Source organism: Bdellovibrio sp. CKG001 (assembly GCF_055397465.1).
Window position 1 is genome coordinate 2,234,317 of record NZ_AP029173.1, and the last position, 19,278, is coordinate 2,253,594.

15 protein-coding genes are annotated in these 19,278 nt (G+C 50.3%); 7 read left to right on the top strand and 8 right to left on the bottom strand.

All coding sequences use genetic code 11. From position 1 onward, the window contains the following. Positions 1 to 95: 95 nt before the first annotated feature. Genes rpmG through ACZ50P_RS10670 form a run of 3 tightly spaced genes read left to right on the top strand, consistent with a single transcriptional unit; the run spans position 96 to position 1,425 of the window. On the top strand, positions 96 to 275 hold the full coding sequence (gene rpmG / locus ACZ50P_RS10660) for a 50S ribosomal protein L33 (RefSeq protein ID WP_011164830.1): 180 nt from the start codon (positions 96 to 98) through the stop codon (positions 273 to 275). Further along, positions 275 to 811 carry a dCTP deaminase gene (gene dcd / locus ACZ50P_RS10665; protein ID WP_464117192.1) on the top strand — a complete coding sequence of 179 codons (537 nt, stop codon included), beginning with the start codon at positions 275 to 277 and terminating at the stop codon, positions 809 to 811. Before rpmG ends, dcd begins: the two co-directional genes overlap by 1 nt. Further along, entirely contained in the window at positions 793 to 1,425 is a 633-nt protein-coding gene (locus ACZ50P_RS10670) for a hypothetical protein (protein WP_464131045.1), read from the top strand. Before dcd ends, ACZ50P_RS10670 begins: the two co-directional genes overlap by 19 nt. A gap of 96 nt (positions 1,426 to 1,521) precedes the next feature. Here the strand turns inward: ACZ50P_RS10670 and ACZ50P_RS10675 are convergent, their stop codons facing one another. From ACZ50P_RS10675 to ACZ50P_RS10690, 4 genes are all read right to left on the bottom strand, one after another. Next, positions 1,522 to 4,545: a hypothetical protein gene (locus ACZ50P_RS10675; RefSeq protein ID WP_464131046.1), complete on the bottom strand. Its 3,024-nt coding sequence runs from the start codon at positions 4,543 to 4,545 to the stop codon at positions 1,522 to 1,524. Next, complete coding sequence (locus ACZ50P_RS10680) at positions 4,535 to 5,968, bottom strand: transposase (RefSeq protein WP_464131048.1); 1,434 nt, start codon at positions 5,966 to 5,968, stop codon at positions 4,535 to 4,537. The genes ACZ50P_RS10675 and ACZ50P_RS10680 overlap by 11 nt, the downstream gene beginning before the upstream one ends. A gap of 168 nt (positions 5,969 to 6,136) precedes the next feature. After that, positions 6,137 to 6,877: an alpha/beta fold hydrolase gene (locus ACZ50P_RS10685; RefSeq protein WP_464131049.1), complete on the bottom strand. Its 741-nt coding sequence runs from the start codon at positions 6,875 to 6,877 to the stop codon at positions 6,137 to 6,139. Next, positions 6,864 to 7,880, bottom strand: coding sequence for a DUF2817 domain-containing protein (locus ACZ50P_RS10690; RefSeq protein WP_464131051.1), 1,017 nt, complete (start codon positions 7,878 to 7,880; stop codon positions 6,864 to 6,866). Before ACZ50P_RS10690 ends, ACZ50P_RS10685 begins: the two co-directional genes overlap by 14 nt. A 131-nt stretch (positions 7,881 to 8,011) precedes the next feature. Between ACZ50P_RS10690 and ACZ50P_RS10695 the strand changes: the two genes are divergently transcribed. Then, positions 8,012 to 8,812, top strand: a complete 801-nt coding sequence (locus ACZ50P_RS10695) for a 2-oxoadipate dioxygenase/decarboxylase family protein (protein WP_464117198.1) — start codon at positions 8,012 to 8,014, stop codon at positions 8,810 to 8,812. Positions 8,813 to 8,845: 33 nt separating this feature from the next. On the opposite strand, the gene ACZ50P_RS10700 is transcribed toward ACZ50P_RS10695, so the two are convergent. After that, complete coding sequence (locus tag ACZ50P_RS10700) at positions 8,846 to 9,493, bottom strand: HD-GYP domain-containing protein (protein ID WP_347359184.1); 648 nt, start codon at positions 9,491 to 9,493, stop codon at positions 8,846 to 8,848. A gap of 162 nt (positions 9,494 to 9,655) precedes the next feature. Here ACZ50P_RS10700 and ACZ50P_RS10705 point away from each other — a divergent pair, with 162 nt between their 5' ends. From ACZ50P_RS10705 to ACZ50P_RS10715, 3 genes are all read left to right on the top strand, one after another. Then, a complete protein-coding gene (locus ACZ50P_RS10705; protein WP_464117199.1) occupies positions 9,656 to 10,318 on the top strand; it encodes a hypothetical protein in 663 nt (220 codons plus the stop codon). Positions 10,319 to 10,497: 179 nt separating this feature from the next. Continuing rightward, positions 10,498 to 10,887 (top strand): hypothetical protein, encoded by a 390-nt coding sequence (locus ACZ50P_RS10710; RefSeq protein WP_464131053.1) that lies wholly within the window; start codon positions 10,498 to 10,500, stop codon positions 10,885 to 10,887. Between the two features lie 56 nt (positions 10,888 to 10,943). Beyond that, positions 10,944 to 11,669, top strand: a complete 726-nt coding sequence (locus tag ACZ50P_RS10715) for a rhomboid family intramembrane serine protease (RefSeq protein ID WP_464120767.1) — start codon at positions 10,944 to 10,946, stop codon at positions 11,667 to 11,669. Positions 11,670 to 11,735: 66 nt separating this feature from the next. Here the strand turns inward: ACZ50P_RS10715 and ACZ50P_RS10720 are convergent, their stop codons facing one another. Genes ACZ50P_RS10720 through ACZ50P_RS10730 form a run of 3 tightly spaced genes read right to left on the bottom strand, consistent with a single transcriptional unit; the run spans position 11,736 to position 19,188 of the window. After that, on the bottom strand, positions 11,736 to 12,638 hold the full coding sequence (locus ACZ50P_RS10720; protein WP_464120766.1) for a hypothetical protein: 903 nt from the start codon (positions 12,636 to 12,638) through the stop codon (positions 11,736 to 11,738). 56 nt (positions 12,639 to 12,694) lie between these two features. Further along, positions 12,695 to 15,790, bottom strand: a complete 3,096-nt coding sequence (locus ACZ50P_RS10725) for a S8 family serine peptidase (protein WP_464131054.1) — start codon at positions 15,788 to 15,790, stop codon at positions 12,695 to 12,697. Further along, a complete protein-coding gene (locus ACZ50P_RS10730; protein WP_464131056.1) occupies positions 15,787 to 19,188 on the bottom strand; it encodes a hypothetical protein in 3,402 nt (1,133 codons plus the stop codon). The genes ACZ50P_RS10725 and ACZ50P_RS10730 overlap by 4 nt, the downstream gene beginning before the upstream one ends. Positions 19,189 to 19,278: the final 90 nt, after the last annotated feature.

Genomic DNA, 19,278 nt, shown 5'->3' on the forward strand with positions numbered 1-19,278 from the left:
TTTCCTTTGATACCTTGAGCCCCTTTGAAAAGGTATTGTCATTTTTTCTACACAACGCATGGCAATACAAACGGTTCAATTTAAGGGGTACCGCAATGGCTAAAAAGACAGGAAGAATCATCGTAACTCTTGAGTGCACTGAAGCTCGTGCTGAAGGCAAACCTGTTTCTCGTTACACTACTACTAAAAACAAAACTAAGACTCCAAGCCGTCTTGAGAAGAAGAAATACAATCCGAATCTTAAGCGTCACACAGTTCACAGAGAAACTAAGTAATGATTCTTACGGATCAGCAGATTCTCGAGTGCATGGAACAAGGTTCAATCAAGGTTGAGCCTTTCCGCAGGGAGTGCCTGGGTACGAACTCTTATGATGTTCACCTTGGTAAAACCCTGGCCGTGTACGAAGACAAGGTGCTGGACGCAAAGAAGCATAACCAAATTCGTACCTTTGAAATCCCGGAAGAGGGTTTCGTGCTTATGCCGGACACTCTCTATTTGGGCGTGACTTTAGAGTACACTGAGACTCTGAAACATGTCCCATTCCTGGAAGGTAAATCGAGCGTTGGTCGTCTTGGAATCGACATCCATGCCACTGCAGGCAAAGGCGATGTCGGCTTCTGCAACTATTGGACTCTGGAAATTTCCGTAAAACAGCCTGTGCGTGTTTATACTGGAATGCCTATCGGTCAGTTGATATACTTTGAAGTGAAGGGTGACATTTTAACTCCTTATAATGTCAAACCTTCCGCGAAGTATAACTCTAAACAGCCGATACCGGTAGAGTCCATGATGTGGAAAAATCAATTCTAAAGTCTCTGTTCATACTTGTTGTTTTGGCTTCGGCAGGCTGTGCGCCTGGCGAAGTTGAATCTATTTCTGGCCTTGATAGCTACACGGTCACAGGCGGCTCTTTCTCGCAGGCCGACTCCAACACCGTCAATGGCACGGGCTCCATAACTTTCACCAGCACGGTTCCAAACCTCAGCAGTCGCTCCATGACGCTGAAGGCCTCCTTGAATAATATCACTTTAGGCACTGTCACGGCGGTGATGTATTCCAATAGCACTGTTTTACCTTCTAATTCTGGCGTCCAAGTGAAGTTCATTCGTAACGGCGCCAGTGTTGCTGTGAAAATTTCTGTGAATGGGACCACTCTGGATGTCACTGGTGGCAATACCAGCTTTTTCTTCCCCACAGCTTTGGATGTCGTGATTGATATCCACAATGTCGGCACCAAAACGCGCGTCTATGTATGGCGCCGGGATATGACAATCTATTCCCCGGAAACTGCCGATATCGATTCAAACTCCGATCTTTCAGGCTCTTTGCCGAATGCCCTGGCTGGTGGAACTATCAATGGTCTGATTCTGGAAAATGCGACGGTCACAGCCGCTCAGGTTTCAACTTCCAAGGTTCTGGACTAATAAGACTTCGCTCTTAAAAAAAAGGCCTCGGTGATTCACCGGGGCCTTTTTTTTTATTTCTATCAATCTAATCTCTTACTGCTTTTGGCTTGGGCATCACTTGGACGACCTTGCTACTTCTTCAGCGATGTACCCCAGGATCTGAGCCAACTGCACACGGTCCGCCCACACATCCCATTTTTCCGGTTTGCCCTTCCACTTAAACATGAAGCGCGCTTTTTCCGTCAACGTCGTTGGCGGCTTTCCATAGCGCAAGATGAAGGTGAACACATCCAACAGATCCTTTTCCTTTAACGTTCCACTGTCCAGAAGGTCTTTTGCCAGCTCTCTCAAAAGACCTTTGAACGCCGGGAAGGCATTGATCGCTTCCTGGGTTGAAATGATCGCGTCTTTGTTTCGGTCAAAGCGCGCAAAGATCATTTCCACATACTGAATCACATGCGGAGTCAGGGCAATATCACCCATCATCGCCATATTCTGATCATTCGGAACATAGCCAGCAGCCATAAAGATGTTATTCATATAATAAGCCCACTCATCGGCGCTGGCCTTCTTCATGAAGGACACATACTCTGGCGTCGCTGACATAATATCAGCCATCACTGCTCTATAGGCTTTACGCACACAACTTAAATTCACTCGGCTGGAATCTGTCACAACCTCGCCGGGCTTAAAGCAGACTCTCACCAGCTCTTCACGCAGCTCAGAGTTGATGCTGACACCCGACCAGATCATACCGATCAGATCCGTGATTTCGGCCTGAGACGCCAAACTGTTGCCGTCTGAATGTGGCACAAAAATATTGGCTTCCCGGAAACGTGAGGAAGCAAAAGTCACGTTCTTAGGATCCAAAAGACCCATCTCAACAAAAATGGACTTGAGGCTGTTAAACCCACCTTCCACCTCTTGTAAAGTTGCTCCCTGATAAGTCTCAATTCGCTTTAAATCCGTTGCAAAAGACCGGATCAGCAGACGTGCCACAGCTCGGTTGCGATTCAGGTCCCGCAAACTCTTATGCGTATAAAGCTGCTCAAACTTGTTAGAGATAATGACAAAGCCCTTGTCGTTTGTCGTCATCGGCACGGGGCTGTCCACCGAAAGCAGCAACTCTTTCATCGCAGCCAGCAACGGACCATTGGACGCATCCAGAGCCCGGTTGGTGCGCTTCAGTTGATCCAGTAAATCCTTGCCACGAATGCCTTCGTCTTCTTTCCAGCCCTCGGCCATTTGTGCAAACATCAGTTCGGCATCAAGCCAGATCTGCATTTCCTGCCGTGCCACTTCAACCGAGGTCACAGTCAAAGCATTCGGCAACTGTCCTGATATGCGCATCTCGGGTGGATTCAGGATGTTGTTCAAAACCACTTTCACCAGCTGATCCGCCGACTGCTCGTTGATGGCTTTGGGGATCAGCTCCAGACGGATCATGTGTTTGACCAGCTTGTTCAGCTCGGCATGACTGAACTGATTTTCTTTTTTCACCAGCAACAGATCACGCAGGATGTTCAGACTTTGGTTGGCAAAGACGGACAGATAACTCAGAATGACCGGCTGTTGGAACGACTGCTCTTTCAGGAAGTAGTCGTAATACAGATAATCCGAATACGCACGCGCGGCAAAGCCCAGCAAAACACTCCAATTGGATTTGCGCAAAGAAGAATCATTCCCGCCCAGCACGATGTTTTTCGCATCTATGACCAGCGGCAGATAGGCTTTCACCTTCTCTGTCAGGCCGCGGCCTTCTTTCGGAGGATAAAGAAGTTCGATCTCTCGAACGATATTATTCAGGTCATTCAGGTCATAGGAGCCTTCGAACAAAACCCCGGCCTCACGCACGGTGGCTTCCAGAACGAACTGAGATTCCATGTAAAGCTTCTGTGACTCTTCCGGACCATACATTTCCGGATCCCACTCGCGCCCATAAATGGAATAATAAGGCATGAAACGCTCAATCAGCGTCTTGATACGACTGACTTTCAGACGGGCCGTTTCAAAATCCGTGGTGGTCAGGGAATCCACACTGCCCCCGAAGAACAACTGCTTGATCTTCATGCCCTCAAAGACCAATCCGGTGGAGACTTTGAATTCCGGCCACACGACTTCCAGGGTTTTCAGAAGATCAAAAATCTCGTCCCGAGAAACCACACCTTCCGGCTTTTCTGCCACCAGATCCTGGAAGACAGACAATACGTCCTCAACCGTGCGCGCCAGATAGGAAAGACGATACCCCGTCCCCGTCTCGGGAACAGACTTGATAAAATAGTGATAACGCAAGAACTGCACGTATCCGCGGGCCCCCAGCAGACTGAAGCGGCGCCACTCATTGGGGGTGATGGAGTTTTCATCCCCGCCCGCAAGAGCCTTTTTCACTTTCCTGATGATCGGCATGTACTTGCTGATCACCTCCGGGAATTCCCAGGTTTCACCAAAGAGCTGGGACATTTCGCGCATCAAAACAACAAAGTCGGACAGATAATAACTTTGACCATTTTTTTCGATCAAAGAAGCCAGCGTGCGGGCCGCATCCTGAATTTCTTTATTGGCCTCTTCAAAGTAACGGACATCCCGCTGCATACTCGGGGTTTCAGAAACCTCCCAGCGCAAGGCGATGACCTTCATGTACGGATTCAGATTCACGGTGATTTCACGCAAGCTGCGAATCAAGGAAATGGTTTTATCCAGCTCCGCGCGAGTCAGATAGTCCCGGCTGCCGCCCAGAAAGACCTGTTTCAGCTTCATGAATTCCACCTGCAAAGCCGGGGAAATCGTGATTTTTTCCTTCGGATCCAGGAAGTTTCTTTCCAGGAAGGTCGCCAGCTCCTGAGAAGTATAGCGATCGGCATTGCGTCCGCGCACATACCGTTTGAACTTTTCAACTGCACTGCCAATGCAGTCCCAGGTGGTTTCAAGATCCCCGGTTTTGGCATCGCCGACAATGAATGCTTTCACGACCGGCTTGGCGTCACTTAAGCACTGCGTACCGCCGAACTCCTGAGCATCCGGCGGCGGAGGCTCTTCACCGACTTTTGAATCACAGGCCGCAAGCCCTGCTGTCAGACTCAAAAGCAAAAGGGCCTTTGTCAGACCCGATGATAAGTTCGCTGAAATTTTAGAAAACATAAGTCATGCCCCCGTAGAACCGGTCGTTCGCACGGTATTGATTGAGGAAACCTGACGGGTCATGATTTTCATCCTGCACCCCCAGAACGTCGCCTCCAACGACCAAAGCCCACTTCTGACTTGGATAATAAAGGAACTCTGTATTAAGCAAAGATCCCCTCTGATCATAGTCATACAAATATTTAAAACGAGTCACAAAAGGACGACGGAAGAAGCTGGCAAGCTGTCCTTCCACGCGAACTGACAGCGCATTGGTGAACTTCAGACGTTCATCAAACATCGTAAAATCATCAGGCGTTCCGTCAGAAAGAATATCCTGAATTCCGCCACCTTCAATTTTCAGGTACTCCAACTGGAAGGCCAGCGTCTTGGTGAAAATATCGGACAAAGAAAAATCAAATGCCGCTGAATAGGCTTTGATGGGCATCAATTTCTGAATAGACCATTCCGGATCCGGACGTTTTTCCACCGGATCATCTTCCAGATATGACAGCGAAGCTTTCATGCGGCCCAAGGTATAACCGACATCCACGGATTTCAGAATATGATGAGTGACATCCGGAGACACCGTCACATCGACTTTTTCCTCGGAAGCGGCCTTAAAGTTCTTACGCTTTAAGATAAGCTCATTCACAGGCAGGTAACCCCCGCTGAGCACAACCCAGGGACCCTTTTCCTTGTTTCCAAGTCGTCCCATCATCGCCGCCCCACCATTGTCAGCAAGTTTGGCAGCTTCGGGAATATCCAGTTTGTACTGAATGGTGTTGATGTTGTTATTGAAGTCGTAATTGCGTGACGGGGCACGATACCAACGGCTGTCTGAAACAAGACCGCCGCCCTCTTCGCGGATGTCCGGCCCCATGCTGGGGATGAACACCGGAGTCGCCATGCCGACAATTTCCCAGCCACTGGTGTTATAGTCAGCAAAGAAACCCGTCAGGCCCTGCTCTTCCGGACGAAGAGCATCAATGGCAAACTTCGGCTGCCACAGACCCAACTGCCAGCGGCGATCCATCTCACTCCAGTCTTTCTTTTTACGACCGGCAAAGACACGGAAGTTTTGACCTTTGGAGGCGATGTAAGCCTCCGAGACGACGATATGCGACTGTCCTCGGCTGAAGAAGGTCCCGCCCGAAAAGTCCCCGGCAAAATCAGCCCAGGAGGTTTCTTTAAGTCCGGTCAGACGTGCCGAAAGAAGCTGACTGTAAGTCAACTGAGGCGCCTCCGGTATCACCGACATGTACTGCATGCCTTCCATACGGATCTGACCATAAACTGTTGCTGGTTTTGACTTGGACGATGGGGCTTGGATAGAGCTCACCCCTGCGGCTTGAGGTAATTTCAAGCTCGTGGATTGGGCCATGGCCTTAGGGGCTGCCGCGGTACTTAAAAATGCCGCCGCAATATAGGTCCTTACTCTCACATTCGCCTCTAGATAAAAGTCTAGGGGATAGAAAATAAGAAAAGCCCTCTGGAGTCAACGGAACCACGCGTTGACATGTCTCAAATCAAATATAGAGGACTTGGTGGTAAAAAAACCCCGATATGTTTGAAAAATCTACCCCGAAAAAGACCCCATAAAAAAGGTCTTTTAGAGCAACTGCTCCAGCAGCCATTGCGGGTCGTCAACCGGCACATCATGCCCGGCCCAGGGGTGCATCTGCGCCTTCAGGCCCCACTGTTCGGCGATCTTAAGGGTGCACTTGGCTGACACCAGACGATCCCCATGACTTCCCAGCAATTTCACCTCTCCGGGAGGCTGTGCGGGAAAGCGGTACTGCGAAGCCGCCAGCAACTGACGAAACACGTTGGTCGGATTCATCGGATACTTTCTGGAGTACTCAATCATCGCAGGCAGTTCCGCCTCGCGACGTTCCTGATTGTTCACGATCATGCCCAACACGGTTTTTTCCCACAGTTCCGCATCCTCCAGTTTTCCCAGAAGCTTCAGACCCTGCGGCACATTGGCCAGATAGAAACGATGATAAAACGGCGACAGCCCCGCGGAACTGGTGCAGGTCAAGAATGCTCTTTTTACTTCATGCGGATATTCCCGCATCCACTCCACCGTGATCATGGATCCTAAAGACACAGAAAGGATTTGAAAGGGCTGGCCATTTTTGACATAGCTGCAACGCGAACGCAGATCCTTCACATAATCGGCAATTCGCAGGGGACTGCTTTCCAAGTGGCGCGAACCATTGCCCGGCAAATCCAGAAACTCAAAACGATCTTCCGGGAAGTGTTTCTGAATGGTCTCTGCGAACGAACCCCAATGCCCCACACCACGCGCAAGACCGCGCAATAAAAGCCAGTTTCTACCGTTCGCCATACCAAAGCTCCTTTGCTTTCTGTTCAAGTTGCTGCACCTTGTGCGGCTCGTTTCCGACCCAAGCCTGAGGCGAACTCAAGGCCCGAATCAAAAACTCCATCAGAGTGTTGTGCCGACGTAGAGTCCGTTTGTGACGATGCCCTTTCAGAGGATTGAACGGCCCCTCGGCGCTGAATATCTGCCACGGATTTTTTTTCACCCACAGCCAGGACCCCATCTCCAGACACAGTGGAACATAGATCTGCCCCTGTGTCCGGCCCGAATGGTTGTCATAGAGGTAGTCCCACAAATCTCCATGAGTTGTGTAGTTCTGCGCCTGAGGCTCGACCCGATAAAAGTGATGCGGATAAGTGCGGTCCAAAAGCTCTTTCAGTGCATAACACAGGTGCAGATCCGGATACGGCTTCACCGTCTTGGCATAAGGGAACCACAAACGATCCTGCAAACCAAAACCAGAGTGCAAATCCAAAGTGATCGCAAGGGGGCTTTGCGCGATTTCTTTTTGAACGGTATCCACCAAAGCCTGGGCCTCCAGCTGCATCGGCGCCCCCAGCTCTCCCCGGTACCAGGGCAGTTTGTTGCTGAAGCGATGCCCCCCAAGAAGAAACTGCGGATTGTCCGCCTCCACAGGCGCATTGCGCATCAGATCCACGCCGTTGGGATTGCAGCGGGTCTTGCGCTGAATACCGACAGGATTGACTGTGGGAATAAAGAAAATACGAATATTCTGTAACGTCTGCTGAAGAGTCACATCCCACTGGGCCAGTTCCGCCAAAGAATTCATCAATGCGACACACACCTGGGCGCCGATGCGCTCTAACCCATGCACCCCGCCGACAAAACCCAATACCGGCGCTTGGGGATCCTGACTGCCAAAACTGACTTTGTAGATGGGAAAGCGCAGATCCTCGTGCTCACTGTAAGCCAGCACTTCCGCCCTCCCGGTGGAGCCCAAAGCTTCGATCTTTTTTTCAATTTGTTGGATCTCAGGCAACGTTGTCATTTTTACTCCACAGGAACCCTATTCTTAGTGATAATCTTCCGGCCTCCAACGCTTAACGCTCGCAGCCATTGAAGGGGCGTTGCGCCTCTTTGCCAAGCGGAGTAGTCTTCACGCATACAGGAGAGAAAATTATGATGACTCTGGACACCCTATTGCAAAAAATGTGGGTTGATTATTGTGAACTAAACCCTGCTGCCAAACGCATTTATGACATTTTCACCGCTGAGGGTGAAACTGTGCTGAATGACCACATCGCTCTGCGCACCTTCAACCATCCCCGCCTGGGCATTGAATCCCTGGCAAAGCACTTCAAAAAACTGGGTTATGTTGAAAAGGGTGAATACACGTTCGTGGAAAAGAAGCTTTATGCCAAACACTACGAACACCCCAATATGGACAATCCCAAAATCTTCATCAGTGAGCTGGAACTGGAAAAGGTGTCCCCATTCGTGCGCGAAACCGTGAACAAGCTGGTGGATCAGGTTCCGGACTCTTTGATCGAAAGCGAGGCCTTCGCAATGGCCGGTCGCCCATGGAAAATCACCTGGGATGTCTACGCTGCGCTGGCGAAGGAAAGTGAATACGCCAGCTGGGTGGCCGCCTATGGTTTCCGCCCCAACCACTTCACCGTCAATATCAACAAACTAAAAAAGTTCAATGACATCAAAGTGCTCAACCAGTTCGTTCAGGAAAAAGGTTACACTCTGAATAAATCCGGTGGCGAAATCAAAGGAACACCCGAGGACTTCCTGGAGCAAAGCTCCACCATGGCCTCTGAAATTCCAGTGAAATTTGACGATGGCAGCACTCACAACATCCCGGGATGTTATTATGAGTTCGCCAAACGTTATCCACTGGCCAATGGCCAATTGTATCAGGGCTTTGTCGCCAAATCCGCTGACAAGATCTTTGAAAGCACGAACAGACAATAGAAAGAAAAATGCCCTCTGATCGAGGGCATTTTTTTAAGCGATTTTTTTAATCAGATACTGAAGTGTGTCCTGGTCCGGCGCCTGATCTTTCCAGTGCCCATGGGCTTGCAAAAAGATTTTCACCAGTTGCGGATCAAACTGAGTGCCCGAGCAGCGCTTAAGCTCCTCATACACCACTTCCATCGGCAGACCTTTGCGGTAAGCTCTGGTTTCAGACATCGCATCACACGTGTCCACGACCAGAATGATCCGCGCAATCAGCGGAATCTCATCCCCGTTTTTCTTATCCGGATACCCACGTCCATCGACACGTTCGTGATGACCACGAATCCCCGGCAGTATCTCTGCAAAGAAATCGTGCTGTGCCAGAGGCTTGATGATCTCTTCACTCAAAACCGGGTGGCACTTCATCAATTCATACTCTTGATCCGTCAATTTGCCCGGCTTGGCGATGATTTCCTGAGGAACCCCAATCTTGCCAATATCATGGAAAAGACCTGCAAACTCCGCCAGTTTTTGTTGATACTCATTCAGGCCGGCATCACGTGCCAGCTTGCGGGACATCTCACCCACGCGGCAGCAATGCGCGTACGTCAACGGGTCCACAATCTTCAAAGACTGCATCAATGCTTGAGCCGCATCATAGGCCCAAGTCGGAATGTTTCCCCAGGAAGAAGACATGGCACTCCCTTTGTTCCCCTGTTACAGTTTCTAATTCGGCCGAAACACAGGAATACTTAAACATAAGGAATGTTAGGGTCTCATCCTGAGACAACTTCTCGTTGACAGCCCCAGCGCGGATTGAAAGACTTTAGTCTGATACATCATCTTGGAAAGGATAACATGAAAAAGCTCTTCATTCTGTGTGCCCTATTGGCCTTTTCATCTTCGGCCTTCGCCCAAAAAATCAAAGTTCGTAAAGTCAAAGGCAGCCAGGCTATAATTGATTTTTCTGGCGGCAGTCTGGCGCCAGGCCAAGTCTATGAGCTGGCGCCGGATGAATTTGGCGACACGACCATGAGCCAGTCCATGCGCAAATATCTGGTCTCCGTCAGCTTCAGCCTGATGAACACCAAGTCCGATGCCGCTGGATCTTCCAATGAAACAGATCTTTCCATCTCCGGACGCTTTGGCTGGAACTTCGCTTCCTATGAAGTGGGTCCTTTGGGCTCTTATGCCTCTGATGCCACTGGCAGTGTGACTGCGACCACTCTGTCCCTGGGAGGCTGGGCGGATTATAACATGATCTCCAACACTCCAGGCGAAATCTTCATCTACGGCTTGGGAGGCATGGGATCTTTTGGTCAGTATGACAACGGATCCGGCGCCAAGAGTGATCTGATGACCGTGTTTGCCGGGCCTTTTGTAAAATGGTTCCCGACAGGCAGCAACGTCGGCTTCCGCATGGATGGCGGCTACATCTATCAGAAGAAATCCGGCGGAGTGGGCTCTGACATCACGGTGACCGGACTTTCCCTGCAAGCCGGCTTGATCGGTTATTTCTAAGCATCTAAGAACTGACCAGGGTTCCGCAAGACCCCCTGGTCTCTACCCGACCCTTTTAGGCTCCCTGTCTACAATCTGGACACTGAAAGTATGTTACTTTTCAGTTTAGCCATCGGCACGCTTTGCATGTTTAGGCTGATCGGATAAGTGTCATTGCTTGGAATAAAAAAGGAGTCTCCATGAAAACGATCTTTGCAACCTTCGCCCTGCTCAGTGCCTCCGTCAGTTTTGCCTCTCAGAGCGAAACTTCGCAAAGAGCCACGGAAGTTTTGCTCAATCAGGCGGCCACGACGTCGGTCAAAGTTCAGGGTGACTCTGGGAGTGTGGAAAAGAAGCTTTCTGCGGTCCTAGCCGAAGCCCTGATTTCCAGTGATGGTTCGGCGTCTCTGACATCCACTTACTGCACAGGCAACAGCTATGACGGCACCGATGAATGCACTCTTTCCATCACCAGCAAAAATGCCGATGGGAAAGTTCAGGTAATCAAAGTGTCCTTTGAAACATTCAGAGATAAAAAAGGACTGCCGGACGCTTTGGTGACGACTCCTTACGTGTTTGTTTCCAAATAATCCACGCATCTTGACAGGGCCTCTAAAAGACTCATCTTTGTTGCCGGAGGTCCTCTATGCAATCCACTCCATCCTTGGCGGAAACCACCACGTTTTCTGTGGTTCGCCGTACCTGGCTTAGCCGCCGCCCCCGCTTTCGCGCCAGTCTGATTGCCGCTTGGTCCGTCTTTATTCTTATCGTCACGGCTGTGGCTTACTGGAAGGATATTGGTGGGGTCTCGTCTTTGATGGCTGCATCGAACGAAGGGGTCTTGCAAAAGCATGAATACTGGCGCCTTTGGTCGGCGCTTTTTGCTCACGCGGACCTAGGACATTTAGCCTCGAACGCTTTGGGAATCTTCGTTCTGGGATATCTGCTGACAGGTTACTTTAGTTTGTGGTTATTCCCCATCGCCGCTTTAGCTGTGGGAGGCCTTGCGAATCTACTGACATTGCTCAGCTATGAGCCACAAACCCGCCTGATTGGAATCTCCGGCGTGGTGTACTGGATGGGTGGCGCCTGGTTGGTGCTCTACCTGCTATTGGACCAGCAGCGCAGCCTGACCCAAAGGATTCTGCGGGTGATGGGCGTGGCTCTGGGGATCTTTATGCCCGCCTCGGCCTTTGATCCGACTATCAGTTACCTGTGCCATTTTTATGGATTTATTCTGGGATTACTTAGTGGCGGAATTTATTACGCCGTTAACCGGAAGACGTTCCTGAAAGCTCTTATTATTGAGCAGGTTGTTGAGGAATCCCCCTCCGAAGACAATCCCCCCGAAGCGGTTCCCCCATCGTTTTAGGGCAAAAAAAAGAGGCTCCCCGACAAGGGAGCCTCTTTAAGTATATAAGCTATAAAAGCCCGACAATTACCAGTTGAAGCTGGATTCGTCGTAACCCCAGTTAGCAAGAGCTTTTTTGTACATGCCCTTCATGAACTTTTGAGCCTGGTGAGGTTTCAAACCCAAAGCCGCAGCAGATCTGTTTGTTAGATCTTGCATACCTGCTTTGTCACCCAGGGAAAGATCTTTAGCAGCAGCCAAAGCGTCAGAGAACTGAACACCGAAGACAGCTTTGAAAGTCTTGTCCATGTCTTTTTCAGAAGTAGTGCCACGCTCTGCAGCCGCTACCGCCCAAGAGTTCAACGCAGAAGCAACTGCAACTGCTTTGTCTTGCTTGAAGCCGTATTCTTTCATCAAACGATCAGAAGCCATTTTAACAAGCTCTTTGTTTGCATCAGAGTTCAAAGCAGCGAAGTTTGTGTCTGAAGCAGAAGAAGCAGTTTTATCGTTGATCGCTTGACCGTAGTTAGCTTCACCGGAGTTTGCATTGTACAATACGCCGTTTTTACCCAACCAGTAAGTTCCGTTGGAGATATCTTCCCAGTAGAAACCAGTTGTACCGACACCGATAGTTGTACCACCGATATAACCAGCAAATTCACTTACGTTAGCATAGTACTGGAAACGACCCAAATCGTCGTACACAGCTGCCTGACCGTTGGAATCGAATTTTACATACCAAAGATCGTCAGAACCGTAGCCACCTCTGTTGTAGTGTGGGTCGTCAGTAACTTTGATACGCTGACCGTTGGACTTCAAGAAAGTACAACCAGGAGAAGCCTCCTGAGTCTGGCACACATCACCGTACACAGTTTCGTATGGGTAGTAGATCACTTGGCCGCCGCCGCCACCACCGCCGCCACCGCCACCGCAGGCAGCAAAGCCAGTAACAACAACTGTCGCTAGAATTCCACGCAAAACATTTTTCATGATGGTTTCCCCCTTATAGGTTTTTTAAATTGCGATCCTTAAAAATCGTCTTTTGTTTAATATGTCAAGTTAACCCGTAGCAATTTATCGCCACAATAGTAGTCGAACGAGTGTGCTCCCTTGGCTCCATCGAACACCGGCGTTTCCAAAGGACGACAGCCTGTTCCTGACTTCAATCTCAAGCGAGCTGGTGACACCAGTTCAACCGCAGATCCATCCCTTGCAAAAACCGGTACCAACATTCTGACACCACGGCTGAGGCCTGAACCCTCCGTTGTAAATAGTGCAGGGATCTTCGTTGTCGCATCGCGCGCATCCCGCAAAGTCAGCGGATAGTACGAATTAGACATAAATAGGTCAGGGAAGAACGTGTAACGCTCATAACTGCGGCTGATCACGCGTTGCGTATTCAGGTCATGATACTGAATTTCAGAGTTTGTCAGAACGAACGCACCCTTGCGCTGAAGCCCTGAATAAACCGCACGAACCCACAAAGCGGAGTCAAATTGGGACCGCTCGGCCTTCAACTGCTGATCCAACAGTTCCCAATTTTTATTATCGAACACCGACAAACGCTGCTGACGATCCAGGCCTTCACTGAACCAGAAGCTGCCAGCAAACTCATCTTTCTGATAATCCAAAGAGTGAACTTTATCGACACGCGTATCTAAAATGTTTCTGTACGTGTTCTGGTTGGCGAAAAGATCCAGCTCCATAAAGTTTTCAACCCGCCCGTCAATAACTTCAGCGATGGCGAAGTTATACAGGTAAGAAGGTTTGGCCTCGGTGCCCTGGTTCTTCGCTAAAAGAACAGGAACACGGCCTGCCACCACCTGATCACGACGTGGCTCGATCACATCAATGATCTTGTAGCCATTGTGCTCTTCCAGAGCCTTTAGCTCGTTCTTTTCATTGATATAATAGAAACGCGTCTGCGATCTTTCGATATTATCCGGATTTTCCCAGCGATCTTTCAGGCTGCGCTTCTTGGCTGGGTCTTTACCCGCGCCCACCCACGCCGGACGTTTGGTGCCGCCCACTTTTTGCCAGTACATCGCAAACGGAATCTGCGCCACTTCGCTGGAGTATTTGAAACTATCAAGAAGCTTCATGGACTTATCAAAGAAGAAGAAGCTCATAGGCGAAGGCCCCGGCTCGGTCGCTTCGCTGCGATCTTCAAACACGCCCAAAGCGTATTCACTTTGCCCGTCATTATTCAGATCCAGACGAACCAGAATCTGGGCACGCAATTTTTCTTCAGCTTCCATGCGGATTTTTGTGCCACCCACAACATTGTAGGTATCAGAGCCGTTGTTCGCGGCCACCCACAGTTGCCAGTTTTTCTCATCTCCAGCTTGCACGAAGTAATGTCGCTCTTCAGGATGGTTATCCAGATTCTCATCGATCGGCAGGAAGGAGGTGCGGGTTCTTGGCATTCCCGACAGCTTGAAGGCGTTTACATCCGTACCCACGGCGTCTGAATTGATCGGAACAATGATTTCGCTTTCCAGAACATAGCGACGGGCTTCCTGACCAGAAACACTTACGTCCACGGTCAAATCCAGCTCACTGGGTATACGGGACTTGGATGGATCGCTGTGATCCACAATACTCATCATCACCACAAACTTACGCACTTCCCCCTGCTTCCAGACACCAGGGTAAGGTGCAGACTCTTTCACGGCCGTGATCCACGGACGAGCGGCATCAGCATGAGGCTTCAGGAATTGGGCATTCATCTTCACTTTGCCGATTTCCACGTCCTGCCACTTATTGACGAAGGACACCTCGTAGCTCAGGTCTTTGCTTTTACGATCCCACAGGATTTCGGTTTTTTCCTTATCCGCAGGAATGATCAGCGGCTGGGCTGGCACTTTCAGGGAACGTTCTACGTCCATATTACCGGCAACAGCAAATTTGCGATAAATTTCCCTTTCCGGTCTTAACGTTTGTCCATTCTGATGAGACCCGCCTTCCATCAAAGAAAGGTTGTTTTTCACAGGACGGGACCCAAGGACCAAACGAGCGTATACATCTTGAGCCGGAACTCCGCGCGCCAAAAGTTCTGCCACAGCGGCTGCAACGTAGGGTGAAGCCTGAGATGTTCCAGAAAGGAATTCGTAACCCAACGTCGAACGGAAACGCACCGGGCGTTTGCTTTCAGGATAGGTGCTCAAGATGTTCACACCCGGCGCCACGATATCCACGCCGGAACCGAAATTAGAGAAATGTGCAAACGCGCCGTCCGGACCGGAGGCGCCCACGCAAATCACGTTGGGATAGGCACAAGGACGCAACAGCGCACGAGTGGAGTCATTTCCCGCCGCCGCGACAATGATCACACCACGGGCTTGGGCTTCAACGATGACTTTTCTCATAAAGTCAGAGTCTGCGGCTTGCGGCCAGCCCATAGAGAAGTTAATCACCTGCGCACCGGAGCGCATCGCATAGATCACACCACGAGCGACCATGTCGCCAAGACTTTCCTTGATGTGAGTGCGACCCTCTTCCAGTGGAGAGTCATAAATCGATAGCGGCTTCATAGGTTCGCTCGGTTGAACACCGATCACCTGCACCGGCAAAATCGAGACGTTTTCGCTTAAACCGCGCACGCCGATATTGTTATCCACTTCCGCCGCCACGATACCCGCCACGTGCGTTCCGTGACCTTGGTCGTCGCCAAAGTCAGGACGGCCCATGATGCCTGCGGCATTCATGCCCCCCAGTAAACTCCAGCCCTGACAGTCCAGCGGATAACCGTTCTTGTCCTGATCCACTTCCGGATTATTCAAATCCATCCATTTCTTTTCACAAGTCACGCGATCAGAATCCTTCACGCAGGCTTCAAACTTCGCCAAAGCCCGGCATTCTGATTCATTGCGATGAATGACATTTTTCAAGTCCGGGTGAGTCTTTTGAATCCCGGTATCCAGAACCGCCACGATCACCTTTTTAGATGCCTTGACGGGAACTGGCAGACGCACATCCTCCTGAGGACGCGCCGGGATCTTATACGTGTGCAAGGGGTCCAAGTCGATCATCTGTGGAACACCCTGATTGTTCAGGCCCCACTGCATCGAAGAAAATGGATCGGCCGCCTGCACCTGCTGAGCCACACTGAAAAAGATTAAGGCAAGAATCACGTGTCTCATCGGAAGCTCCCCAGTGTCTTGTCCAGCTCGATTGGAGAAATACGGGTCTTCGTCGCAAACATCTGGATCAGACCGTTGGCATATTCGATATGCTGCTTCGGATCCCCCAATGTGTTGGAGAAGTATTCAATGTCCCCGTCCTCATCACCCATACGGAAACCGTTGATGCGAACGAAGTAGATGTAATTTTCTTTACCCAGGAACTTCAGCAACTGTGGCAATGGAATTTGTTCTTCCAGGATGTAAATCACATTGGTCATCCACTGCGTCTGGGCTTTTTTGTCCTTAGGATAAGCCGCTGACAGCTTCATCAGACGTTCCAACCAAGGCAGCATGCAGTCAAAGTAGGTGCCATTCACCCAGGTGCCAGTGTAGTTCATAGACTTTTCTTTTTTGTGACGGTCTTGCTCTTCCTGACACTGATCAACGAATTTGCGTTCCCCGGCTTTGAAGTCGCCATTCCCCAGGACTGTCAGCATGTCCTTGTAAATTTCTTTATCATGAGGACGAGCCTCACGGCCCAGCTTTTCACTGATCTTCTGGAAGAAGCGACCGATGAACTTGGCTTTCGGCACGCTCTTACCGTCCTGATCCGGTGCCAGCACCAGATCCCGAATCTTGTCCAGACCCGCAGGAAGAATAGAAAGATTCGCTGTGATACGATAGAAGTCCACGGCCGTCACATTGGCAAAGGCTTCAGGCTCAATCAGGCGATAGGACGCCACAGGTGAGTTCTTCAGTTCACCCTGAACTTCATCAATAAGTTTCAGGAACTTCTTACGGTTTAAGTGCCAGCCACCCCAGACGTGTTGAACCACGCCCACAGAAGGGTACTGCTTGCCCGTCGTGGTCAGGTCCGCTTCGGTGTTGACGGTTCTCCAGTAGGCTTTACCAAAGGGGGTGTTCGCCGGATTCGGATCATCACTGCGCGCCAGATCCACGCGGCCTTTAGGCGCCCACTTGTTGAGCAAACCTTCCACCCAGTCAAAGGCAAAGCCCAAAAGATCGCGCCCCTTCAATTCCCCGCGCTTATTTGAGAACAAGGTCACTTCTTCATCTTTTGGATTCAACTCCGGCGCTTCTTCGCTGCGGGGGTAGCGGATTTTCAACAAATGATCTTCATTGAAGGAATTCACACGCATCGCGAAGAACTTGGATCGCACCTCGCGGGTTTTTAGATTGTGATCGATTTCAAACTTACGATGCTGGAATTTTGCGTACAACAATTCCGGATCATTGCTCTTGAACAGAGCACGCAAAGCCGGCTTCAGGTTGTCACGAGTTCTTTTGAAGTCCTGCACGAACTTCGCATCCGAATTTTCAGAATCAATATATTCAGCGTACTCGGGATTGTAATCAATCACGAAGGCATCCGTATTCAGATCCGCCCACGTGGTGTTGGAACGAACACGCAGAATATTAATGAAATAGTTTACGTCCAGAGTCATTCCCAAAGCCTTGCTGGTCTGAGAACGCACATAAACCTGAACACCTTCTTTGGTGCGCATGAAGCTTGTCTGGCGCAGGATCGCACGGTTGGCGTCCACACCGACGGCCACGGTGTTGAGGAAATTCAACGGGGAAATCCCCATCAGAACATCCAAAGAAGACGAGGTCTGAGCGTAAGCAGACAACGCCACGGAATCCGTGATGGTGAAGACTTCACCTTCACGCAGATCGGCCAGGAAGGCATCCAGCGGCTGACGAGTCGGCGCATCGGGAGTCGCACCTTTAATAGGGTCTTTTTCATCCAGGACACTGGAAAGTTTCGTCATGAATCGCGGGATCAACATGTCCTTCCAGGAAACCTTGGTGCCTTCCTGAATGGACGTCAAAGGACGCACGTGGGTATAGTCACGCATCACCATGATGTTGGCGCCTGCCATTGGTGTGACTTTAGGAACCCCATCCAGAGTCATAAAGTAACCCAAACGACCGGCAACACTGACGTTATCCACCAATTGAATTGGCGCGGAACTTCCGAAGTAAGTCCCTGTTGTCACGTGCCGAGTGGCTCCGAAGTTGAAACCACCCACCGGACCGCCCCAAGCTTCGACCTTTTGATATAAAGGCTCGTAAGGGCGCTGACGGATGTGTTCGATCACTCGTTGGGTCATTTCGTCACGGCGGCTTTGATACAAATCACCGACAGACAAAAGATCCAGCTTTTCATTGATATGATTTAGAACCGTGCTGATCGCCGCGGATTTGGCGCGGATACCCATGTAACGTTCCAAATCCCCATCCTGGAATGGCGATTGACGATCCCCGTGGGCAAAACGCTGCGGATAGCCCGGAACGAACTCCTGAGTCACCTTCCCGTCTTTAACCAGACCAGAGTGTGATGTGATATTCAGATCCGGCTTCGGCCAGCCGGAAACATTCTTAAGATTAAACAGCTCCAAGGCATTGTGAGCACGGTGAATCAGTTTTGCCAGTATCAGGTCTTCAAGTTCCTGCGGATAAGCCCCGGCACGCACGATCTCGACAAAGTCATTGTATCGTAGTTCCGACAGACGACGCACCAACCAGCGCACATCCTCATAACTTGCGGCAGAGAAGGATTCTGCCGACGGGTGATTGATGATCACGTGACCGGAAAGAACAGCCCCGAATTTCGCCGAGAAACGATTCACACTTTCTGGCAAGTCCACCAAAGCAAATGGCAGAATCAACGCACGATAGGCGCGATAGCGGGAATAACGCTGCACCGCTGGCAATTGATTAGGATTGTTTGGATCTGGAGCATAACCCCATTGGATATCAAAGTACTCTGCCACGGCTGGCTCCAGCATCGCGTCGGCAAAGACCACAGAATGGTTTTGGGTGTTGTCTTCTGTCACCCAGCCACGACTGTCAAAGTCAGAAATCATGGATTCCTGGGCATTTTTCAGGAAGGATTTCTTTTCTTCCTCAGACTTAAAGAATACACGCAGGTTGCGGTAATACTTTGGAGACGGAACATAGTAGCCGAGTTTTCTGAGCAGGGCTGCACGCATCAAAGTTGTGTGGGTCAGACGGCTTAAGCTTAAACGATAGAACAGGTTTGGGTTTTCATTGGACTGAACACGAGACATGTAGGTGAAAGGCAAGGCTGCTTCTTCAGACAGGAACTGCACTCCTCTTGCAGAGGTCGGATAGCTGCCCGGCACGTCTTCAACGCCCGGATAGACACGGTTTTGCCACATCTTGTTTTCAGCGGGATTCAGAACGCTCAGGTCCTGCCCCTGATTCGCCAAAGCTGCAGCCTGACCGACATCCAAAGCGGCACCCGTCTGACTGATAAGGTCCATGGCGGGCTTCTTTACCGAGTTCAACGGCAATGAAACGCTCTCGGCACTGGCGATCGAAAGAGCCATCAGGCATAACGCACAGACTATGACTATTCTGAGGGACATGGCGTATCCTTTTTTGTGGTGTCAAAGAGACCTTAAAAAGATCCCCGTCACCGGTTGAGCAAATACCGCGCCAGAAAACGGCAGCCGTTT